The organism is Hydrogenophilus thiooxidans (genome assembly GCF_019049855.1).
In the GTDB taxonomy this organism is placed as follows: Bacteria; Pseudomonadota; Gammaproteobacteria; order Burkholderiales; family Rhodocyclaceae; genus Hydrogenophilus; species Hydrogenophilus thiooxidans.
In genome coordinates this window covers 38,187-58,822 of sequence record NZ_JAHLSY010000009.1, presented here as the reverse complement: position 1 = coordinate 58,822, position 20,636 = coordinate 38,187, and the positions used below count along the sequence as shown (strand labels likewise).

Genomic DNA, 20,636 nt, shown 5'->3' with positions numbered 1-20,636 from the left:
AATGCTCCTGTCACTCTTTTTCCGCAGGGAGCGAAACCACCTTGAGCCGCTCGCTCGCTTTCACCGCGATCTGCTCCTCAGGTTTCACCACGCGTACATCGGACCGCTTGCGATGGGTCAATGTCACCGCGGCGATCATCGCGACGACCAGAATCATCGCCGCGACTTCGAATGGATAGGCATAAACGGTGTAAAGCACTTCGCCGATCATCTTGGTATTGCTGCCCGCAACAGCAGGTGCCGCAGCTCGATGAAACGCAGGGCTCGTCAGCATCAGGTAGAGTTCGATCGCCAACGCGCCGCCGACGAGCAACGCCAGCGGTGCGTTGTGCCAGAATCCTTCCCGCAATTTGGCCAAATTGAGGTCCAACATCATCACGACGAACAGGAAGAGCACCATCACCGCACCGACATAGACCAGCACGAGCGTGAGCGCCAAAAACTCCGCTTGCAGCAACAGCCACACCCCACCTGCCGAAAAGAAGGTGAGTACCAACCACATCGCTGCAGCAACGGGGTTGCGACTGAAGACGGTGCCCAACGCGCCTAGGAGGAGGAAGAAGGCAAAAAGGGTAAAGACGAACGAGACCACATCCATGAGCGGAATCCTCAGCGGTATTTGATGTCTTTGGCGCGATCGGCGGCAATCTGCGCTTCGTAGCGGTCACCAACTGCCAACAACATCTCTTTGGTCATGTACAGATCGCCTCGCTTCTCCCCGTGATACTCGAAAATCCGCGTCTCCACGATCGCATCGACCGGGCAGGCCTCTTCGCAAAACCCACAAAAGATGCATTTCGTGAGGTCGATGTCGTACCGGGTGGTTCGCCGAGACCCGTCCGCGCGCGGCTCGGCTTCGATCGTGATCGCCATCGCCGGGCAAATTGCCTCACACAGCTTACAGGCGATACACCGCTCTTCACCGTTGGGGTAGCGCCGCAATGCGTGCAACCCCCGGAAGCGCGGACTCAAAGGAGTCTTCTCTTCGGGGTACTGCACCGTGATCTTCGGCTTGAAGAGGTGACGCCACGTCACCGCCATCCCTTGCCGCAGCTCGGTCAGGAAAAGGCTTTTCAGGAAATTCAGTGCGCTCATCGCAACGCTCCCATTAGCGCCAGATCGACAGCGGAGTCAACATCCAAACCGCCACCACCAGCAACCAGACGATGGTGATCGGCACGAACACCTTCCACCCCAACCGCATCACGTGGTCGTAGCGAAAGCGCGGGAAGGTGGCGCGGATCCACAGGTAGAGGAAAAGGAAGACGCTGGCTTTGATCAGCAACCAATGTAGCCCATCCGGAAGGAACGCCACTGGGCTCAACCACCCGCCGAAAAAGAGGATCGAGGTGAGGAACGAGACCAGGATCATGTTGGCGTATTCCGCCAAGAAAAAGAGTGCAAACGCCATACCGGAGTATTCGACCATATGTCCGGCGACGATCTCCGACTCCCCTTCCGGCAAGTCGAACGGGGCCCGGTTGGTCTCGGCGACACCCGAAATGAAATAGACGACGGCGATCGGCAGCAACGGCAACCAGTTCCAGGAGAGGAACGATAAGCCGTGGTCGGCGAACCAGCCGGTTCCCTGTTGCCGCACGATCTCACTGAGGTTGAGCGTACCCGAAACGAGCAGCACACAGATCAAGCCGAACCCCATCGCCACTTCGTACGAGATCATCTGCGCCGAGGCACGCATCGCGCCCAGAAATGCGTATTTCGAGTTCGACGCCCAACCGGCGATGATCACCCCATAGACTTCGAGCGAAATCACCGCCATCACGAAGAGCAACCCGGCGTCGAGATCGGCGATCACCCAACCGTCGTTCACGGGAACTGCCGCCCAGACCAACAGCGACGGCGCAAGCGCCATCGCCGGACCGACGAAATAGAGGACCTTGTTGGCCTGGCTGGGGACGATCACCTCTTTGAAGAGCAGTTTGAGCGCGTCAGCGATCGGCTGCAACCACCCCTTAGGCCCCACACGGTTCGGCCCGATGCGCACCTGCATGTAACCGATGATCTTACGTTCCGCGTAGGTCAGATAGGCAACCGCGAGTAGGAGCGGCACCAGCAGCACAATGATTTTGAGCACGTTCCAGACGACCGGCCACGCGGGTCCCAGCCAGCCCTGCGCCAACGAGAGCCATTCGTTCATGCTGCGGCCTCCTCACTCGGAATGGTTGCTCCCCGTTCCGCTTTCGCGTCGTCCGTGGCTTGCAGCGACGCAGAACGGCGAACGATCATATCGCCTTGATAGAGCGTGACGCGGTCGAACGCGGGAATGGCGCTCGCGTGCAGCGTTGGCGCGGGGGCGATTGCGGTGAGGCCATGTTGCGCCAGTTGGGTACGCCACCCTTGCGGCAGCGCCGCATCCCGAACAGCGTCGCTTGCCGTGTAGGCCACCGATCTCCCCGTGCGCATCGCGGTGAGCGCAGCCAAGACTTTCCAACCCGGTCGCGTCATTTCCCGCGGCCGTACAACTGCGGTAAAGGATTGCAACCGCCCCTCGATATTGACCAATGTGCCCGAGGTTTCGGTAAAGGGTGCGATTGGCAAAAGCACATCCGCAGCGGCTTTGAGCGATTCACTTGCGTATGGGGTCAGCGCAACGACGGTGCGTGCGCGCGCGAACGAATCGGCAACCGCATCAGGCGCAGCGAAATCTTCCGGTTCCAGATTGACGAGGAGATAGCCCGCTTTTCCGGCAGACGCCAACTGATGCGCGGTTTGCGTTGCTTGCGCGCCGACGACAGCTGCGCCCACAGCGTTCGCGCCATCGACCAGCCAACCCAGTTTTGCGCCCAGCGCACCGGCAATCGCTTCGGCCAGCCATTCGAATTCGGCGGCGTTGGGATGCGCGCGTAACGGGCGCCCCAGCCAAATCCGCCGCTTCTGAGCGCCCCGCAGCGCGGCGCTGAGCGCGTCGAATTCGGCTGCCGAAAGCGGCGAAGGCTGTTGCACCAGACCAACCGCCCAATCCGGAAGCGTCACCCCCAAGTGTTTCGCGAAATGGACCAACGCGACGAGCATTGCGGGTGCGGTCAGTTTGTGCGGATCCACACCAGGGATGCGCCAATCGTCGTCGCTGTCGTCCCAGCGGACGATACGGGCTCCGGCTTTCGCCGCAGCACGAAGACGTACCGCCATGAGGGGCAGTTCGCGCCGCACGTCCGCACCCAGGAACCAGTGACCGTCACTCTCGACGATTTCGGTAATCGAACCGTTGAGCCACGCAACCTTGCCGCGTGCCAGGTCTGCGCGCGCGTCGCGCTGGCGAATCCGGGTGTCGACCGCTGCTCCGAAAGCGGCCCCGAGCGCCTTAAGCAGGTAGAGCTCTTCGACGGTGCTCATCGGGTGCGCGAGGAAGGCAAGCGCGTCATCCCCATTTTCTTCGGCGACACTGGCAAGACGATTCGCAGCCACTTCGAGCGCGGTTTGCCACGCCACTTCGACCCAGCGGCCATCGGTTTTGACCATCGGCCGCGTGAGGCGATCCGAAGCGTTCAACCCTTCATAGGCGAAGCGGTCACGGTCGGAGAGCCAACATTCGTTGATCGCTTCGAATTCGAGCGGCAGAACCCGTTTGACCGTGTCGTGTTTGCTCTGTACGATCAGATTCGAACCCCAGGCGTCGTGGGGACTGATGGAGCGGCGCCGCGTCAATTCCCAGGTACGCGCACGATAGAGAAAGGGTTTGGAGGTGAGCGCCCCTACTGGGCACAGGTCGATGACGTTACCCGAGATCTCCGAATGAACGGTCTGCCCCAGAAACGGTAGGATCTCGGCATGCTCGCCGCGAAACGCTTGCCCCAGTTCTTGAAATCCACCGATTTCGGCCAAGAAACGCACGCACCGCGTACAGTTGATACAACGGGTCATGAAGGTGTCGATGAGCGGCCCGAGGTCTTTGTCGGCGACCACGCGCTTCGCTTCAGCGAAGCGATGAGCGCTCTGACCATAGCCGACCGCCAGATCCTGTAACTGGCATTCGCCGCCCTGATCACAAATGGGGCAGTCGAGCGGGTGGTTGATGAGCAGAAACTCCATCACCCCCTTTTGCGCCGTGATCGCTTTCCGGGAATGGGTCCGCACCTTCATACCGTTGGTCGCTGGCGTCGCACAAGCAGGTAGCGGCTTCGGAGCGCGCTCCACTTCGACCAGGCACATGCGGCAGTTGGCAGCGATCGACAGCTTTTTGTGGTAGCAGAAATGAGGAATGTAAATGCCGAGTTTGTTCGCGGCGTCCATCACGGTGGCGCCGTCTTCGACCTCGACCGGTTTGCCATCAATCTCGAGCGTCAGCATCACGCCTCCACGTAGATGTCGCTACCGGCCCACTGGACTTCTGGAGGGACCAAGCAGCGCTTGTGTTCGATGTGGTAGAGAAATTCGTCGCGGAAATGCTTGATGAAGCTTTGCACCGGCATCGACGCCGCGTCGCCGAGCGCACAGATGGTCCGGCCCATGATGTTGCTGGTTGCCGACTCAAGGAGCTCGAGATCCTCGACACGACCCTGGCCGTGTTCGATGCGGTGGACGATTCGATAAAGCCAACCGGTCCCTTCGCGGCACGGCGTACATTGACCGCACGACTCCTCATAGTAAAAGTAAGAGAGTCGCTCCAGCGCTTTTACCATGCAGGTCGTTTCGTCCATCACGATCACCGCACCAGAACCCAGCATCGAGCCAGCCTGGGCGATGGAGTCGTAATCCATCGTACATTCCATCATCACGTCTCCCGGCACGACTGGCGCGGAAGAGCCCCCCGGGATCACCGCTTTGAGCTTGCGCCCGCCTCGGACACCGCCAGCCAGTTCCAAGAGCTCCGAAAATGGCGTTCCCATGGGAATTTCGTAGTTTCCCGGGCGATTGACATGTCCCGAGACCGAAAAAATCTTCATCCCGCCATTGTTGGGCTTGCCCAAATGCAGGAACTGCTCGCCCCCCATCGCAAGCAGAAAAGGAACCGAAGCAAACGTTTCGGTGTTGTTGATGGTGGTGGGTTTTCCGTAAAGGCCGTAACTGGCGGGAAATGGCGGCTTGAACCGTGGCTGCCCTTTTTTCCCTTCGATCGATTCCAAAAGCGCCGTCTCTTCGCCACAGATATAAGCCCCGTAGCCGTGGTGGGCATAGAGTTCGAAGTGGAAACCACTCCCCAAGATATTCTCACCCAAGTAGCCAGCGCGGCGCGCCTCTTCGAGCGCTTCTTCGAAACGCTCATAAACTTCGAAAATTTCACCGTGGATGTAGTTGTACCCGCAGCTCGCCCCCATCGCGTAACCGGCAATGATCATCCCTTCGATCACGCTGTGTGGGTTGTAGCGCAGAATGTCGCGATCCTTGAACGTTCCGGGTTCGCCTTCATCGGAGTTACACACGACATATTTTTCCCCGGGAAACTGCCGGGGCATGAAACTCCATTTGAGCCCGGTTGGGAAGCCAGCACCCCCACGCCCACGCAGCGCCGAGGTCTTCACCTCTTCGATCACCCGTTCTTGCGACCAGTTTTCCGTGAGGATACGCCGCAGAACTTGGTAGCCACCCCGCGCTTCGTAATCGGCCAACCGCCAACGGGATTCATCGCAATCCTTGAGGATCATCTGACCCAGCTTGAGCGTACTCATTGGGTATTCTCCGTGGCTTGGCGCTTGAGGGTTTCCAAAAGGGCGTCGAGCCGTTCGCGTGTCATCCGGCAGCACATTCGGTGGTTATTGACGAGCAGCACCGGAGCATCTCCACAAGCGCCCATGCACTCACCCTCTTTCAGTGTGAAAAGGCCGTCCGGTGTGGTCTCGTTGAAATCGATGCCGAGGCGCTCCTTGAGGTGTTCTGCCGCGTGGTAGCCGCCAGAGAGCGCACAGGGCAAATTGGTGCACACCGTGAGTTTGTATTTGCCTACTGGTGCCAAATCGTACATGTTGTAGAAAGTGGCGACTTCATAGACCGCGACTGGCGGCATCTCGAGATAGTCCGCGACGAACGCGATCGTCTCTTCCGAAAGCCACCCTTTCTCTTCTTGCGCAATCCGTAGCGCCGCCATCACCGCCGACTGCTTCTGCCCCGCCGGGTATTTGGCGATTTCACGGTCGATGCGGGCCAACGCCTCTGGTGAGAGCATCGAAAACTCCTTTAGCGGTCGATTTCGCCGAAGACGATATCCATGGTGCCGATGATCGCAACGACGTCCGCAATCAAATGTCCGCGCGCCATCTTGTCCATCGCCGAAAGGTGCGCAAACCCGGGGGCGCGCAGTTTGACCCGGTAGGGTTTGTTGGCACCATCGGAGATCGCGTAGACGCCGAACTCCCCTTTCGGATGTTCCACTGCGGCATAAACCTCACCTGGCGGCACGTGGATTCCTTCGGTCATCAACTTGAAATGGTGGATCAGCTCTTCCATCCCCGTTTTCATCTTCTCGCGGGGAGGCGGCGCCACTTTGTAATTGTCCGTGATCACCGGGCCGGGGTTTTTCCGCAACCAGTCGATGCACTGTTTGATGATGCGGTTCGATTGCCGCATCTCCTCCATGCGCACCAGGTAGCGGTCGTAACAGTCACCGTTGGTCCCCACCGGGATATCGAATTCGAGCTGATCGTAGACTTCATAGGGCTGCTTCTTGCGCAGGTCCCACGCCACGCCAGAGCCGCGCAGCATCGGCCCGGTGAATCCCCACGCCAGCGCCTCTTCCGGGGAGACCACGCCGATCCCCACGGTCCGCTGTTTCCAGATGCGGTTGTCGGTAAGGAGCGTATGGTAGTCGTCGAGATACCCTTCGAACCGCTCACAGAAATCTTCCAGGAAGTCGAGCAGCGACCCTTCACGAGCGCGATTGAGCTCCTTGACCCGTTTTTCGTCTTTGTATTTGCTGACGGTGTATTTGGGCATTTCGTCCGGCAGGTCGCGGTACACCCCGCCTGGGCGATAGTACGCTGCGTGCATCCGCGCACCGGAGACCGCCTCATACGCATCCATCAGATCTTCGCGCTCACGGAAGGTATAGAGCACCATCGTCATCGCGCCGATATCGAGCGCATGGGTACCGATATTGAGAAGGTGGTTGAGGATGCGCGTGATTTCATCGAACATCACGCGGATGTACTGCGCGCGAATCGGCACTTCGATCCCAAGCAGCCGCTCGATGGCCAGGCAGTAGGCGTGTTCGTTGCACATCATCGAGACGTAGTCCAACCGGTCCATATAGGGAACCGATTGCACCCAGGTGCGGGTTTCCGCCAATTTTTCTGTACCGCGATGCAACAACCCGATGTGCGGGTCGGCGCGCACCACCACCTCCCCGTCGAGTTCGAGGATCAGGCGCAAGACACCGTGGGCCGACGGGTGCTGCGGCCCGAAGTTGATCGTAAAGTTCTTGATTTCGGCCATCGTCACACGTCCCCGTAGTTCGCTTCACGGACGATTCGCGGCGTGTTTTCGCGCGGCTCGATCGTCACCGGTTGATAGACGACGCGCCCTTTCTCCGGGTCGTAACGCATTTCGACATGGCCGGTCACCGGGAAGTCTTTGCGCAGGGGGTGGCCGACGAATCCGTAATCGGTCAAAATGCGCCGCAAATCGGGGTGCCCTTCGAAGAGGATCCCAAAGAGGTCGAACGCTTCGCGTTCATACCAATCGACACTGGGCCAGATCTCGATCAACGAAGGAAGGGTCGGCCAGTCGTCGTCTACCGCAAAGGTCTTCAGCCGCAACCTTACGTTATGGGTGAGCGAAAGCAGATGGACGGCAACGGCGAAACGGGGCCCCGGCCACGGACGGTTGGCGTAAGTGGCATAGTCGATGCCGGAAAGGTCGATCAACTGTTCGAACGCAAAATCGGGATCGTCGCGCAACGTTCGCGCGATCGCCAGATAGTTGTCTTTGTCGACGGTCATCGTCACTTCCCCGTGGTGCTCCTGCACCACGACTTGATCGCCGAACCGGTTCCGCAGTCGTTGCACCAAAGCTTCGGTTCTTTTCATCGACGCCCCCTAGGCTACATGCGCGCGATCGTGGACGTGCGCTTGATTTTGTTCTGAAGCTGAATGATGCCGTACAGAAGCGCTTCCGCCGTGGGTGGACAGCCGGGAACGTAGACATCGACCGGCACGATGCGGTCACATCCGCGCACCACGGAATAGGAGTAGTGGTAATAGCCGCCCCCGTTGGCGCAGGATCCCATCGAGATCACCCACCGCGGCTCGGGCATTTGGTCATAAACCTTGCGCAATGCGGGCGCCATTTTGTTGCAGAGCGTCCCTGCGACGATCATCAGGTCGGATTGTCGCGGACTGGGACGAAAAACGACGCCGAAGCGGTCGAGATCGTAACGCGAACAGCCGGCATGGATCATTTCGACCGCACAACACGCCAACCCGAAGGTCATCGGCCACAGCGACCCCGTCCGCGTCCAGTTGATGACCGTATCGAGCGACGTGGTCATGAACCCTTCGCGCATCACTCCTTCAATGCCCATCGCTCACTCCCAATCGAGCGCGCCGTTCTTCCATTCGACCGCATAGCCCAAGACCAACACGGCCAGGAAGATCAGCACAGTAGTAAAAGCGTACCAGGCGTTTGCGCCTGCAGCGATCATTTCATTGAACGTAACGCCCCACGGAAACAAGAGCGCGATTTCCAAGTCGAACAGAATGAACAGGATCGCAATGAGGTAATAGCGAACGTCAAATTTGATACGGGCGTCTTCGAACGGCTCGAAACCGCATTCGTAGGGGGAGTATTTTTCGGGATCAGGACGGCGTGAGCCAAGGATCCACCCAAACACCATCGGCAGTACGCCGATCGCCAGCGCGACTACCAGGAAAACCAGGACCGGAAAGTAGCTTTCCATTACGGCCGCTCCTCATCTTCGGGCGACCGATAGGATACACCTTTTTGGTTCTAAATGCAGCGCGAAGCCAAAAAACGAGCTATCAAAAAAATCTAAGTTATTTGAATTTTTTTTGATAAAAATTCTTTTTGCAACAAAAAAAGCCGCTTATTAGCGGCTTTTTTTGTTTGGTGCCGACGGTGAGATTCGAACTCACACGGCTTTCGCCACCACCCCCTCAAGATGGCGTGTCTACCAATTCCACCACGTCGGCAGCAACGAAACGAATTATACCGGAATTTTGCCGCAGTGCAATACCTCGTGCCGCTACTGAGGGATTTTCGAATCCGGCGCAGGCGTTTGCGGCTGCGGTGCCGCACCACCAACCTCTTGCTGCATGACGCTAGACGGAGTCGAAAGCTGGGTCTTGCTTGCCAGATAGGTCATCGCCAAGCTGGTCAAGAAGAAGACCGTGGCGAGGATCGCAGTGGTGCGGCTCAAAAAGGTGGCTCCGCCGGAAGCCCCAAAAAGGCTTGCCGAGCTTCCGCCACCAAACGCGGCACCGGCATCGGCGCCCTTACCGTGTTGCAACAACACCAGTATGATCAATGCTACGGCAACGACCAAGTGAATCGTCAGAACGATCGAAAAAGCCAAACCCCCCATGGTTACTCCTTTTCAGCAGCCGCAACGATCGCGGCAAATTCTGGTGCACTCAATGACGCGCCGCCGATCAGACCGCCATCACACCCCTCGACGGCAAAGAGTTCCGCAGCGTTGCTTCCTTTGACACTTCCCCCGTAGAGGATCGGAAGGTCTGCGCGCGCCCCAACCTCAGAAAGCACCTTGCGCAACCAACCATGCGCCGCAGCGACGTCTTCGGGCGTGGCGTTGCGCCCGGTTCCAATCGCCCAAACGGGTTCGTAAGCGATGAGGACGTTTTCGACCGCTGGGGCGCCGACGATTTCGACCACCTCGACAATCTGACGGCGCAGGACTTCTTGCCAGGCGCCGCGCTCCCGCTCTTCCAGTGTCTCACCAACACACCAGATCGGCGTAATCTCCACCGCATTGAGTCGCTGGATCTTCTCGGCGATCTGCGCATTGGTTTCACCGAAATATTGCCGCCGTTCCGAGTGGCCGACGATGGTCAATCGGCATCCGAAATCGCGCAGCATTTCCGCATGCACTTCACCGGTATAGGCCCCAGGGCCGAACGGGCTGACATTCTGTGCGCCCCAGAGCAGCTTGTGCGCTTGCAACATTCGCTGTGCTTGCGCCAGATAGGGGTACGGCACACAGACCCCTACCTGCGTTTTCTCGAAAACCAGCGCTTTGAGCGCGACGAGTAGCGCTTCGTTCTGCGCCCAAGTGCCGTTTGATTTCCAGTTACCGATTACCCACTTCATGGAAAAGACTCCTCACCCCAATGCAATCGTCACCGGCGCACCTGTTGAGCAACCCGTTCCGCGGTTTCCGCGAGCGCCTCCACAATGGCGTCGACCACCGCCGCCTCCTCCCCTTCGACCATGATCCGCAAAAGCGGCTCGGTGCCTGACGGGCGAATCAGAATCCGACCGTGATCAGCCAATTGGGATTGGGCAAGCGCTACGGCGTCCCGAAGCGCCCCGTGGGCTTGCCAGTCCTCTCCCTTTGGCCAGACGACATTGCGCAACCTTTGGGGATAGGTCTGTAACGGCGCCGTCCATTCGGCCAAGGTCGTCTCATAGCGCACCAACGCGGCCAGAACCTGCAACGCGCTGATAATCCCGTCGCCCGTGGTGTGTTTGTCCAAACAGAGGAGATGCCCCGAATTCTCCCCGCCGTAGCACCAACCCCGTTTGCGCAAACGCTCTGCGACGAAACGATCGCCCACCGCAGTCCGTTCAAGCGGCACACCGTAGGCACCGAGCGCACGCTCCAACCCCAGATTGGTCATCACCGTTCCCACGACCCCGGGAACAGAAACGCCCGCAGCCAAACGGTCGCGGACGATTGCGAACAACAGTGCGTCGCCATCGTACAACCGCCCTTCCCGGTCGACCATCACCACGCGGTCCCCGTCACCGTCAAACGCGATCCCGAGGTCGGCCTGGTGCATTTCGACCGCATGCTGTAGCGTCTCAGGATGGGTTGCTCCCACCGCGCGGTTGATGTTGAACCCGTCGGGTTCCGCGCCGATCACCGTGGTCTTCGCGCCCAATTCGTGAAAAACGTGCGGCGCTACCTGGTACGTTGCGCCATGAGCGCAATCAAGCACCAGGTGCCAGCCATCGAGCGTAAGGTCCGCGGGAAAAGTATTCTTACAAAATTCGATGTAACGCCCCGAGGCGTCGTCGATTCGCTTCGCTTTGCCCAACGCGTCTGCTGTAACCGATTCGACGGGCGCTTCCAGCCACTCTTCGATCTGTACTTCCAGCGCGTCGTCGAGTTTCGTCCCCGCTGCGGAGAAAAATTTGATTCCGTTGTCGTAATAGGGGTTGTGCGACGCGCTGACGACGATTCCCGCATCGAGCCGCATCGCGCGTGTGAGGTAGGCGATCCCAGGCGTCGGCAAGGGGCCTGTCAACAAGACATCGACACCGCTACTGGCCAACCCCGCTTCGAGCGCCGCTTCTAAGAGATACCCAGAAACCCGCGTGTCTTTGCCGATGACGACCGTCGGGCGTCGCAAACCGGTATGGGCGCGCGCCAAAACCTTGCCCGCGGCAAAACCCAACCGAACGACGAAATCGGGCGCAAGGTGGGGATCTCCAATACGCCCGCGGATGCCGTCGGTGCCAAACCACCGAGCCATATAGATTACCCAGTTCAAAAAAGTGCCATTGTACCAGGGGGATCGTACAAAGCCGCTATTTCGCTACGCGTTCACGCCAGCGCACGCCAAACGCGCAGTGCATCGACCGTTGCCGCAACATCGTGAACGCGCACGATCGCAGCACCCAACGCCACCGCTTTGAGCGCGGCGGCAACACTGCCAAAGACGCGCGCCTTGGGTTCGTCCCGACCGGTGATCGCCTGAATCATCCGTTTGCGCGAAACACCAACGAGGACGGGATACGATGCGACAAAACGCGGCAACGCACGAAAAAGCGCCACGTTGTGTTCCAACGTCTTCCCAAAACCGAAGCCAGGGTCCCAGACGATGCGTTGGGGGGCCACTCCTGCGGCTTCGAGCGCACGGGTCCGCGCATCGAGAAACGCATGCACCTCACCGACCACATCGTCATAGTACGGCGCTGCTTGCATCGTTTGCGGCTCCCCTTTCATGTGCATCACACACAAGCCACAACCGCTCTGCGCAGCGACGCGAACCGCATCCGCAGTGCGAAAGCCCGAAACATCGTTGAGAATGTCCGCACCGAGCGCAACCGCACGCGCCATGATCTCTGGTTTGCGCGTATCGACCGAAATCGCAACCGGCCAGCGCGTCACTTCCCGCAGCACCGGCGCCAACCGTTGCCATTCCACCTCTGCTGGGACAGGCAGCGCCCCCGGGCGGGTCGATTCGGCGCCGAGGTCAAGAATTGCAGCGCCTGCTTCGACCGCGGCTTCGGCCTGCTTGAGTGCCGCGGAGAGGTTGTCGCCAACCCCGTCGCCCGAAAACGAATCGTGGGTAAGGTTGACGATCGCCATCACGAGTGGCTCGCGCAACGACAAACGGAAACGCCCCGCGTGCCAAACGCGGGGCTGAGGGTAATCGACGGTTTTGGGTTTCATCGACGGTTTTTCACCACGCTCATCCAGCTGGTTCCGCTTCGGGCGGCTGCCCGCCAGGCGAAGCGGGGCGCGCCTCTTTTCCGTCTGGCGCCGGCGCGTCGGCAACTACCCCTTCGCCACTCGGTGGCGCCGCATTGTGCGGGTTCGTCTCCGGTTTTTTCGGCGGACGCGGCGGTTTTCCCGCCATGATGTCGTCGATCTGGTCGGCATCAAGCGTCTCATATTCGAGCAGTGCTTCGGCAAGGGCGATGACCTTGTCCCGGTTCTCTTCGATCAAGCGGCGCGCGAGCGCGTACTGCTCATCGATGATGCGGCGTACCTCGGCATCGACCTTCTGCATCGTCGCTTCGGAGATGTTGCGGTGGGTCGTCACCGCCCGACCAAGGAAAATCTCCCCTTCCTCTTCCCCGTAGACCATCGGCCCCAGAGTGTCGGACATTCCCCATTGGGTCACCATCTTCCGCGCGATCTCGGTTGCCCGTTGAAAGTCGTTCGACGCGCCCGTCGTCATCTGGTTCATGAAGATCTCTTCGCAGATCCGCCCCCCAAAGAGCACCGCGATCGTGTTGAGGAGCCGCTCTTTGTCTTGACTGTAGCGGTCCCCTTCCGGAAGTTGCATCGTCACCCCGAGCGCGCGGCCGCGCGGGATGATCGTCACTTTGTGCACCGGGTCGGTTTTGGGCAGGAGCTTCGCGACCACGACGTGCCCCGCTTCGTGGTATGCGGTATTGCGCCGCTCCTCTTCGCTCATCACCATCGAGCGCCGCTCCGGCCCCATCAGGATCTTGTCTTTCGCGCGCTCGAAGTCCTCCATTTCCACATAGCGCTTGTTGGCGCGGGCGGCAAAGAGCGCCGCTTCATTGACCAGATTGGCGAGATCGGCACCCGAAAAGCCGGGCGTGCCCCGCGCGATGATCGCAGGGTCGACGTCTGGACCCAACGCAACTTTGCGCATGTGGACTTTGAGAATCTGTTCGCGGCCACGAACGTCAGGAAGCGACACCACCACTTGCCGGTCAAAGCGACCAGGCCGCAAGAGCGCCGGGTCGAGGACGTCTGGGCGGTTGGTCGCAGCGATCACGATGATGCCGCTACTGCCTTCAAAGCCGTCCATTTCGACCAGAAGTTGGTTGAGCGTCTGTTCGCGTTCGTCGTTGCCGCCGCCCAACCCGGCTCCCCGTTGCCGCCCGACCGCATCGATCTCATCGATGAAGATGATGCACGGGGCGTGCTTTTTCGCTTGTTCGAACATGTCGCGCACCCGCGCGGCACCGACACCGACGAACATTTCGACGAAGTCAGAACCCGAGATGCTGAAGAACGGTACTTTCGCTTCGCCTGCGATCGCTTTCGCCAACAGCGTCTTACCGGTTCCCGGCGGTCCGACCATCAGCACCCCTTTCGGGATGCGGCCGCCGAGCTGCTGGAATTTGCTGGGATCTTTCAAAAAGTCGACGAGCTCTTGGACCTCCTCTTTGGCTTCATCGCAACCGGCGACATCGGCGAAAGTGACGGTATTGCTCGATTCGTCGAGCAGACGCGCCCGCGATTTCCCAAAGGAGAACGCGCCCCCTTTCCCGCCACCGCTCAACTGTCGCATGAAATAGACCCAGACTGCGATGAGCAGAAGCATCGGGAACCAAGATACGAAGATATTGGTAAGGAGCGACTGCCCCTCTTCCGGCTTCGTCGCGGCAATGGAAACGCCGTACTTCATCAGGTCGGAAACCATCCACAGATCCATCGGCGGCGCGTAGACGGTCACCTGACGGCCATCGTTCATCAGGGCGCGCACGGTTCGCCCGTCGATGATCGCTTTCGTCACCTTCCCCTCTTTCGCCGCTTCCATGAATTGGGAGTATTCCATGGTCGACGCAGGCGCGGTGCGATCGTTGAATTGGTTGAAGACCGTCATCAACACCATGCCGATGACGAGCCAGATCGCCAGATTGCGAAAGAAACTGCTGCCGTTCAAAGGGTGACTCCTTCTACCTACCTACGCACGCTACTTCGAGTCGATTCTAACCGCTTGGGTTCCACACGGCAAGAGAAAAATTCGCTCACCGGAATGGGATCAACGCGCTCCCCAAGATGGGATCAGCGCCCTTTGGGTCGTTTACCCAAGAAATAGAGTTCGCTGCTTTCCGAACGGGACGCTTTGGGTTTGCGCGGAACCACCGTATGGAACGCATCGTGCAATTCCCGCCGGAATGCGTCGATTCCTGGACCCTGGAACACTTTGACCAGGAACGCGCCACTCGGGGTCAGGTGCTCGAGCGCAAACGCCAACGCCAATTCGGCAAGATGAAAACTTTTTGCCGCATCGGTGATGGCAATCCCAGAGAGGTTGGGCGCCATATCGGAAAGCACGAGATCGACCGGTTCGCCCTCGAGCGCTCGTTCCAGAGATTTCAGGACCGCTTCGTCGGTGAAGTCTCCCTGGATCACCGTCACACCGGGAAGCGGCACGATCGGCAAACGATCGAGCGCAAAGACCTTGCCGGTTGGCGCAACCCGAGCAGCTGCAATCTGCGACCATGCCCCGGGCGCTGCCCCAAGATCGACCACCCGCATCCCGGGTTGTAGCAAGTGATCTTTTTCGTCGATCTCGAGGAGTTTGTACGCAGCCCGCGAACGGTACCCTTCCTGTACGGCGCGCTGGACATAGGGGTCGTGCACATGCCGGTCGAGCCAAGCTTTTTTACTGCGGTGTTTCTTCATGAGGAGTCACGTTTTCTGCGATAATCGTCGTTTCCGCGCATCGTGAGAGTACGATCCACCATGGCTGCACTGACCCTCGATTCGGACCAGCGAAGAGCCTTGCGGGCGCAGGCCCACCATCTGAAACCGGTCGTGATGATCGCCAGCAAAGGGCTGACGCCAGCCGTGCTGGCCGAAATCGACCGAGCACTCTCCGCGCATGAACTGATCAAAATCCGCGTTTCGGGTGCCGAGCGCGCCGTTCGCGCCCAATATCTGGAAACGATCTGCGACACGCTCGATTGCGCTCCGGTGCAGATGCTGGGTAACCTCTTGGTCGTTTGGCGACCCAACCCAGAAAAGCGCGCGGAATCCCCGCGCGCCACGCACGCGAAAACCTCTAAAACCAACGATACCGCGGCGTTCGTTCGGCGCGCGCGTCGGCAAGCCTTGAGGAAAAAACAGAGTCACTCGTAACGCACGTCGAGAATCTCGTATTCGCGGGCGCCTCCAGGCGCCTGCACGACCACGACATCTCCGGCATATTTGCCAATCAGAGCACGTGCAATCGGCGAGGTGACCGAAATTTTTCCTTCACGCACGTCGGCTTCGTCTTCACCAACGATCTGATAGGTGACCTGCTCGCCCGAATCCGTGGCCTCCAAATCGACAGTGGCGCCAAACACCACCCGCCCGTCGGCGTCGAGGGTTTTCGGGTCGATGATCTGGGCGTTCGCCAATTTCCCCTCAAGCTCCAAGATCCGCCCTTCGATGAACGCCTGCCGTTCGCGCGCCGCGTCGTATTCGGCATTCTCCGAAAGGTCTCCATGGCTACGCGCCTCGGCAATTGCCGCGATCACTGCTGGGCGCTCCACCGTTTTCAGGCGATGGAGCTCCGCTTTGAGCTTTTGTGCGCCGTACACGGTCATGGGATATTTCATCAACCGTTCCTCCGAGCTGCCAACGCTTCCCGATGGAGTTGTTGCAACGCATAGACGTCGAACCGTTCGGCCATTTCGATGCCCATCACCGCAGCCTCTGCCCCTTCGATCGTCGTATAGATGGGGGCTTTTGCCGCAAGCGCACTCACCCGAATCGAACGGGAATCGATCACCGCCTGACGGCGTGCCTCGACCGTATTGATCACCAGCGCGATCTCGCCGTTTTTGATCATATCGACGATATGCGGCCGCCCTTCATTGACCTTATTGACGACCTGCACGGGAATGCCTGCTGCTTCAAGCGTGCGCGCCGTGCCCCGAGTCGCCACGATCGTGAAGCCGAGATCGTGCAGGCGGCGCCCGACAGTGACTGCCGCGGGGCGATCGCTCGGTTTGACACTCAAAAAGACCTTTCCGCTTCGGGGTAACACCACTCCAGCGGCCAACTGCGATTTGTAGAACGCTTCGGCAAAGGTTCGGCCGATCCCCATCACTTCGCCCGTCGACTTCATCTCGGGCCCGAGGATCGGGTCGACACCCGGAAACTTGTTGAACGGGAAGACCACCTCTTTGACCGAAAAATAGGGGGGAACGAGCTCTTCGGTCACGCCCTGTTCCGCGAGCTTTTTCCCAGCCATACAGCGCGCGGCCACTTTCGCGTAAGGCACCCCGCACGCTTTGGAGACGAACGGAACCGTCCGGGACGCACGGGGATTTACCTCCAGCACATACACGGTGGCGTTGGGGCCACTACCCTGCACCGCAAACTGGGCGTTCATCAAGCCGACGACATCGAGCGCTTTCGCGAGCGCAACGGTCTGACGGCGGATCTCATCGAGCACCGCAGGGTGCAAAGTATAGGGGGGAAGTGAGCACGCGGAGTCGCCCGAATGGACCCCCGCCATCTCGATGTGCTCCATCAAGCCGGCGATCACGACGCGCTCACCGTCGCTCACCGCGTCGATATCGACTTCGGTCGCGTCGTCCAGGAACCGGTCGAGCAACACGGGCGAATCGTTCGACACTTTGACCGCTTCGCGCATGTAGCGTTCGAGGTCTTGCGGATCGTGAACGATCTCCATCGCGCGCCCGCCCAGGACGTAGCTGGGACGGACGACCAGAGGGTAACCGATCTCTGCAGCGAGACGCATCGCCTCCTCCGGGGTACGCGCAGTGCGGTTTTCCGGCTGCCGCAACCCCAATCGCATCAACAATTTTTGGAAGCGTTCGCGATCTTCCGCCGCATCGATCGCATCCGGCGACGTTCCGATGATCGGCACGCCATTTGCCGCAAGCGCCTTGGCGCGCTTGAGCGGGGTTTGCCCGCCGAACTGGACGATCACCCCTTCCGGCTTTTCGACGTGACAGATTTCAAGGATGTCTTCGAGCGTGATCGGTTCGAAATAGAGGCGATCAGAGGTGTCGTAATCGGTCGAGACCGTCTCCGGGTTACAGTTGACCATGATCGTTTCGAAGCCGTCTTCGCGCAGCGCCAGTGCCGCATGGACACAGCAGTAATCGAATTCGATCCCCTGCCCGATGCGGTTCGGCCCTCCGCCTAGGATCATGATTTTGCGACGGTTACTGGGCGCTGCTTCGCAAAAGGCTTCGTACGTGGAATAGAGATAGGCGGTTGGCGTGGCGAATTCGGCCGCACAGGTATCCACCCGTTTATAGACGGGCCGCACCCCAAGTGCGTGGCGATGCAACCGGACCGCCTCTTCGGTGGTATCGAGGAGCTTCGCCAACCGGCGATCCGAGAATCCTTTGCGCTTCAACGCGCGCATTTCGTCGGCGTCGATCCCTTTGAGCGAACGCCCTTTGAGCTTTTGCTCGATTTCCACGAGCGCTTCGATCTGGCTCAAAAACCACGGATCGATCTTGGTCAGCTGGTGGATTTTTTCCAGCGACATCCCTTCGCGAAACGCTTGCGCCAGATACAAAATGCGCTGCGCACCAGGGTTTGCGAGCTCGTGTTCGAGCGATTCGGGGGTGCATTCGATCTCGTCGAACCCATAGACGCCTACTTCCAGGCCGCGCAACGCTTTTTGCACCGACTCTTGGAAAGTGCGTCCAATCGCCATCACCTCGCCGACCGACTTCATTTGGGTGGTCAGACGGTCGTTGGCGTGCGGAAACTTTTCGAATGCGAAACGGGGGATTTTGGTGACGACGTAGTCGATGGTCGGCTCGAACGACGCTGGGATCGCGCCGCCGGTGATGTCGTTCTTGAGTTCGTCGAGGGTGTAGCCCACCGCCAGTTTGGCTGCGATCTTCGCGATCGGGAAGCCGGTTGCCTTCGACGCCAACGCCGAAGAGCGCGACACCCGCGGGTTCATTTCGATCACGATCATGCGACCATCTTTCGGATTGATCGCGAACTGAACGTTCGAGCCCCCGGTATCGACGCCGATTTCGCGCAGCACCGCGATCGAGGCATCCCGCATCCGCTGGTACTCTTTATCGGTGAGCGTCTGCACCGGTGCCACCGTGATCGAGTCGCCCGTGTGCACGCCCATCGGGTCGAGGTTTTCGATCGAACAGACGATGATGCAGTTGTCGTTTTTGTCCCGCACCACCTCCATTTCGAACTCTTTCCAGCCAATGAGCGACTCTTCGATGAGAAGTTCATGCACGGGGCTCAGGTCGAGCCCCCGCTTGCAAATCTCGACGAACTCCTCCATGTTGTAGGCGATGCCGCCCCCTGTCCCCCCCAAGGTAAAAGAGGGGCGGATGATCACCGGAAAACCGATCTCGGCCTGAATGGCGAGCGCCTCTTCCAAGCTATGCGCGATGCCCGAGCGCGCCGACTCCAGTCCGATGCGGGTCATCGCCTCTTTGAAGAGCTGGCGGTCTTCGGCTTTGGCAATCGCGCTTTCGGTTGCTCCGATCAATTCGACGCCGTAGCGCTCGAGCACGCCGGAACGGGCGAGATCCAGCGCGGTATTGAGCGCGGTTTGCCCCCCCATCGTGGGCAGGAGCGCATCGGGACGCTCTTTTGCGATGATACGCTCGACGACCTCAGGGGTGATGGGCTCGATATAGGTCACATCGGCCATTTCGGGGTCGGTCATGATGGTTGCCGGGTTGGAGTTCACCAAAATGACCCGGTACCCCTCTTCGCGCAACGCTTTGCACGCTTGCGCCCCAGAGTAGTCGAACTCACAGGCCTGGCCGATGACGATCGGCCCTGCGCCAATGATCAGAATCGATTCGATGTCCGTGCGTTTCGGCATGATTTTTCCTTGCAATCTTGGGGTTATGCCTGACGCCGCGCGTCGATCATTGCTACGAAGCGGTCGAAGAGATCGGCAATATCGTGCGGCCCGGGACTCGCTTCGGGGTGGCCTTGAAAACCGAACGCCGGCACGTCGGTGCGCTCGATCCCTTGAACGCTGCCGTCGAAGAGGGAAACATGGGTAACGCGGCAATGGGGGGGCAGCGAAGCGGCGTCCACCGCAAAACCGTGGTTCTGGCTGGTGATATAGACACGGCCGTTGGTGAGATCCTTGACCGGATGGTTCGCGCCGTGGTGACCGAATTTCATCTTGACGGTGCGCGCGCCAGAGGCCAAACCCAGGATCTGATGCCCCAAACAGATTCCAAATAGGGGAACCCCCTCGTCCATCGCCGCACGCGCGGCTGCGATGGCATAGTGGCACGGCTCCGGATCCCCTGGGCCATTCGAGAGCATGATGCCATCGGGATCGAGCGCTTTCACTTCGGCGTAAGGGGTCTGCGCCGGCACCACCGTCACCCGGCAACCGCGTGACGCCAAAAGGCGCAAAATGTTGCGTTTCACCCCAAAATCATAGACGACGACGTGTCGGGTCGTTTCCGTCACCGTCGGGTAACCGAGACCGAGTTGCCACGCGCCCTCACGCCATTCGCTCACGGTACGGCGCGTCACCTCTTGCGCAAGATCCATCCCCGCCAACCCAGGAAATGCCCGGGCCGCAGCAAGCGCTTCGGCAACGTTCGGCGTGGTACCAGGCGGAGCGGTGAGAATCGCGCCACTTTGCGCCCCCTGGTCGCGTAAGCGACGCGTGAGTTCGCGGGTATCGATTTCCGCGATTGCCACCACATTGTGGCGCTTGAGGTAGTCAGGAAGCGATTCGGTGGCACGAAAATTACTCACGACGCGAGAGAGATCGCGAATCACCAACCCTGCCGCGTGCACCGCGTCGCTCTCTTCGTCTTCTGGGTTCGTCCCCACGTTCCCGATATGGGGGTAGGTGAGCGTCACGATTTGGCGACGGTAGCTGGGGTCGGTGAGGATCTCCTGATACCCTGTGAACGAGGTGTTGAACACCACCTCACCAACGGTCAAACCAACCGCTCCGATCCCCACCCCGTGGAAAACCGTTCCGTCGGCCAGAGCCAAAACTGCATTCGAGCGCACGATCGTTCCTCACGTAAAAAAACGGGACGCAACCGCATCCCGTTGT

The 20,636-nt window shown here is 59.7% G+C and carries 20 protein-coding genes and 1 tRNA gene; 1 reads left to right on the top strand and 20 read right to left on the bottom strand.

The features are described 5' to 3' along the window. Positions 1 to 10 precede the first annotated feature (10 nt). The 17 genes from KUL93_RS06080 to KUL93_RS06000 all read right to left on the bottom strand — a co-directional run bounded on the left by KUL93_RS06080 (position 11) and on the right by KUL93_RS06000 (position 15,268). A complete protein-coding gene (locus KUL93_RS06080) occupies positions 11 to 598 on the bottom strand; it encodes an NADH-quinone oxidoreductase subunit J (RefSeq protein ID WP_217126189.1) in 588 nt (195 codons plus the stop codon). An 11-nt stretch (positions 599 to 609) separates the two neighbouring features. Continuing rightward, on the bottom strand, positions 610 to 1,095 hold the full coding sequence (gene nuoI, locus KUL93_RS06075; protein WP_119335175.1) for an NADH-quinone oxidoreductase subunit NuoI: 486 nt from the start codon (positions 1,093 to 1,095) through the stop codon (positions 610 to 612). A 13-nt stretch (positions 1,096 to 1,108) separates the two neighbouring features. Beyond that, a complete protein-coding gene (gene nuoH, locus KUL93_RS06070) occupies positions 1,109 to 2,158 on the bottom strand; it encodes an NADH-quinone oxidoreductase subunit NuoH (RefSeq protein ID WP_119335176.1) in 1,050 nt (349 codons plus the stop codon). Beyond that, positions 2,155 to 4,308 carry an NADH-quinone oxidoreductase subunit NuoG gene (gene nuoG / locus KUL93_RS06065; protein ID WP_217126188.1) on the bottom strand — a complete coding sequence of 718 codons (2,154 nt, stop codon included), beginning with the start codon at positions 4,306 to 4,308 and terminating at the stop codon, positions 2,155 to 2,157. The genes nuoH and nuoG overlap by 4 nt, the downstream gene beginning before the upstream one ends. Beyond that, positions 4,308 to 5,603 (bottom strand): NADH-quinone oxidoreductase subunit NuoF, encoded by a 1,296-nt coding sequence (gene nuoF / locus KUL93_RS06060; RefSeq protein ID WP_346731663.1) that lies wholly within the window; start codon positions 5,601 to 5,603, stop codon positions 4,308 to 4,310. Before nuoF ends, nuoG begins: the two co-directional genes overlap by 1 nt. A gap of 20 nt (positions 5,604 to 5,623) precedes the next feature. Further along, positions 5,624 to 6,121, bottom strand: coding sequence for an NADH-quinone oxidoreductase subunit NuoE (nuoE, locus tag KUL93_RS06055; RefSeq protein WP_217126186.1), 498 nt, complete (start codon positions 6,119 to 6,121; stop codon positions 5,624 to 5,626). Positions 6,122 to 6,132: 11 nt separating this feature from the next. Beyond that, positions 6,133 to 7,386 (bottom strand): NADH-quinone oxidoreductase subunit D, encoded by a 1,254-nt coding sequence (locus tag KUL93_RS06050; protein ID WP_217126185.1) that lies wholly within the window; start codon positions 7,384 to 7,386, stop codon positions 6,133 to 6,135. A gap of 2 nt (positions 7,387 to 7,388) precedes the next feature. Beyond that, positions 7,389 to 7,979: an NADH-quinone oxidoreductase subunit C gene (locus tag KUL93_RS06045; protein ID WP_217126184.1), complete on the bottom strand. Its 591-nt coding sequence runs from the start codon at positions 7,977 to 7,979 to the stop codon at positions 7,389 to 7,391. Positions 7,980 to 7,993: 14 nt separating this feature from the next. Continuing rightward, entirely contained in the window at positions 7,994 to 8,473 is a 480-nt protein-coding gene (locus tag KUL93_RS06040) for a NuoB/complex I 20 kDa subunit family protein (protein ID WP_217126183.1), read from the bottom strand. Positions 8,474 to 8,476: 3 nt separating this feature from the next. After that, positions 8,477 to 8,848 carry an NADH-quinone oxidoreductase subunit A gene (ndhC, locus tag KUL93_RS06035; protein ID WP_217126182.1) on the bottom strand — a complete coding sequence of 124 codons (372 nt, stop codon included), beginning with the start codon at positions 8,846 to 8,848 and terminating at the stop codon, positions 8,477 to 8,479. A 168-nt stretch (positions 8,849 to 9,016) separates the two neighbouring features. Continuing rightward, positions 9,017 to 9,101 (bottom strand) — tRNA-Leu (locus KUL93_RS06030). A 53-nt stretch (positions 9,102 to 9,154) separates the two neighbouring features. After that, entirely contained in the window at positions 9,155 to 9,493 is a 339-nt protein-coding gene (gene secG / locus KUL93_RS06025) for a preprotein translocase subunit SecG (protein ID WP_217126181.1), read from the bottom strand. A gap of 2 nt (positions 9,494 to 9,495) precedes the next feature. Continuing rightward, a complete protein-coding gene (gene tpiA, locus KUL93_RS06020; RefSeq protein WP_217126180.1) occupies positions 9,496 to 10,236 on the bottom strand; it encodes a triose-phosphate isomerase in 741 nt (246 codons plus the stop codon). Between the two features lie 29 nt (positions 10,237 to 10,265). After that, positions 10,266 to 11,624: a phosphoglucosamine mutase gene (gene glmM / locus KUL93_RS06015; protein WP_217126179.1), complete on the bottom strand. Its 1,359-nt coding sequence runs from the start codon at positions 11,622 to 11,624 to the stop codon at positions 10,266 to 10,268. A gap of 71 nt (positions 11,625 to 11,695) precedes the next feature. Next, entirely contained in the window at positions 11,696 to 12,547 is an 852-nt protein-coding gene (gene folP / locus KUL93_RS06010) for a dihydropteroate synthase (RefSeq protein WP_217126178.1), read from the bottom strand. Positions 12,548 to 12,566: 19 nt separating this feature from the next. Further along, positions 12,567 to 14,471, bottom strand: coding sequence for an ATP-dependent zinc metalloprotease FtsH (gene ftsH / locus KUL93_RS06005; protein WP_217126215.1), 1,905 nt, complete (start codon positions 14,469 to 14,471; stop codon positions 12,567 to 12,569). 173 nt (positions 14,472 to 14,644) lie between these two features. After that, on the bottom strand, positions 14,645 to 15,268 hold the full coding sequence (locus tag KUL93_RS06000) for an RlmE family RNA methyltransferase (RefSeq protein ID WP_217126177.1): 624 nt from the start codon (positions 15,266 to 15,268) through the stop codon (positions 14,645 to 14,647). Positions 15,269 to 15,328: 60 nt separating this feature from the next. Between KUL93_RS06000 and KUL93_RS05995 the strand changes: the two genes are divergently transcribed. After that, complete coding sequence (locus tag KUL93_RS05995; protein ID WP_217126176.1) at positions 15,329 to 15,724, top strand: YhbY family RNA-binding protein; 396 nt, start codon at positions 15,329 to 15,331, stop codon at positions 15,722 to 15,724. Here KUL93_RS05995 and greA read toward each other — a convergent pair. From greA to carA, 3 genes are read right to left on the bottom strand one after another with little or no spacing between them, the layout of a single operon-like run. Continuing rightward, complete coding sequence (greA, locus tag KUL93_RS05990; RefSeq protein ID WP_217126175.1) at positions 15,715 to 16,188, bottom strand: transcription elongation factor GreA; 474 nt, start codon at positions 16,186 to 16,188, stop codon at positions 15,715 to 15,717. The two genes, KUL93_RS05995 and greA, sit on opposite strands and share 10 nt — an antisense overlap. Next, positions 16,188 to 19,424 carry a carbamoyl-phosphate synthase large subunit gene (gene carB, locus KUL93_RS05985; RefSeq protein WP_217126174.1) on the bottom strand — a complete coding sequence of 1,079 codons (3,237 nt, stop codon included), beginning with the start codon at positions 19,422 to 19,424 and terminating at the stop codon, positions 16,188 to 16,190. The genes greA and carB overlap by 1 nt, the downstream gene beginning before the upstream one ends. Before the next feature lie 23 nt (positions 19,425 to 19,447). Then, the gene (gene carA, locus KUL93_RS05980) at positions 19,448 to 20,590 is read right to left on the bottom strand and encodes a glutamine-hydrolyzing carbamoyl-phosphate synthase small subunit (protein ID WP_346731659.1); all 1,143 of its coding nucleotides are present in this window, start codon (positions 20,588 to 20,590) and stop codon (positions 19,448 to 19,450) included. Between the last annotated feature and the right edge of the window lie 46 nt (positions 20,591 to 20,636).

What these genes read in the sequence shown, in the direction of transcription:
- KUL93_RS06040 (WP_217126183.1), bottom strand. Translation starts at nt 8,473, where the DNA reads ATGGGCATTGAAGGAGTGATGCGCGAAGGGTTCATGACCACGTCGCTC.
- nuoH (WP_119335176.1), bottom strand. Translation starts at nt 2,158, where the DNA reads ATGAACGAATGGCTCTCGTTGGCGCAGGGCTGGCTGGGACCCGCGTGG.
- greA (WP_217126175.1), bottom strand. Translation starts at nt 16,188, where the DNA reads ATGAAATATCCCATGACCGTGTACGGCGCACAAAAGCTCAAAGCGGAG.
- KUL93_RS05995 (WP_217126176.1), top strand. Translation starts at nt 15,329, where the DNA reads ATGGCTGCACTGACCCTCGATTCGGACCAGCGAAGAGCCTTGCGGGCG.
- nuoE (WP_217126186.1), bottom strand. Translation starts at nt 6,121, where the DNA reads ATGCTCTCACCAGAGGCGTTGGCCCGCATCGACCGTGAAATCGCCAAA.
- KUL93_RS06080 (WP_217126189.1), bottom strand. Translation starts at nt 598, where the DNA reads ATGGATGTGGTCTCGTTCGTCTTTACCCTTTTTGCCTTCTTCCTCCTC.
- folP (WP_217126178.1), bottom strand. Translation starts at nt 12,547, where the DNA reads ATGAAACCCAAAACCGTCGATTACCCTCAGCCCCGCGTTTGGCACGCG.
- nuoI (WP_119335175.1), bottom strand. Translation starts at nt 1,095, where the DNA reads ATGAGCGCACTGAATTTCCTGAAAAGCCTTTTCCTGACCGAGCTGCGG.
- ndhC (WP_217126182.1), bottom strand. Translation starts at nt 8,848, where the DNA reads ATGGAAAGCTACTTTCCGGTCCTGGTTTTCCTGGTAGTCGCGCTGGCG.
- KUL93_RS06050 (WP_217126185.1), bottom strand. Translation starts at nt 7,386, where the DNA reads ATGGCCGAAATCAAGAACTTTACGATCAACTTCGGGCCGCAGCACCCG.
- nuoG (WP_217126188.1), bottom strand. Translation starts at nt 4,308, where the DNA reads ATGCTGACGCTCGAGATTGATGGCAAACCGGTCGAGGTCGAAGACGGC.
- ftsH (WP_217126215.1), bottom strand. Translation starts at nt 14,471, where the DNA reads ATGGTGTTGATGACGGTCTTCAACCAATTCAACGATCGCACCGCGCCT.
- tpiA (WP_217126180.1), bottom strand. Translation starts at nt 10,236, where the DNA reads ATGAAGTGGGTAATCGGTAACTGGAAATCAAACGGCACTTGGGCGCAG.
- carB (WP_217126174.1), bottom strand. Translation starts at nt 19,424, where the DNA reads ATGCCGAAACGCACGGACATCGAATCGATTCTGATCATTGGCGCAGGG.
- KUL93_RS06000 (WP_217126177.1), bottom strand. Translation starts at nt 15,268, where the DNA reads ATGAAGAAACACCGCAGTAAAAAAGCTTGGCTCGACCGGCATGTGCAC.
- KUL93_RS06045 (WP_217126184.1), bottom strand. Translation starts at nt 7,979, where the DNA reads ATGAAAAGAACCGAAGCTTTGGTGCAACGACTGCGGAACCGGTTCGGC.
- nuoF (WP_346731663.1), bottom strand. Translation starts at nt 5,603, where the DNA reads ATGATCCTCAAGGATTGCGATGAATCCCGTTGGCGGTTGGCCGATTAC.
- glmM (WP_217126179.1), bottom strand. Translation starts at nt 11,624, where the DNA reads ATGGCTCGGTGGTTTGGCACCGACGGCATCCGCGGGCGTATTGGAGAT.
- secG (WP_217126181.1), bottom strand. Translation starts at nt 9,493, where the DNA reads ATGGGGGGTTTGGCTTTTTCGATCGTTCTGACGATTCACTTGGTCGTT.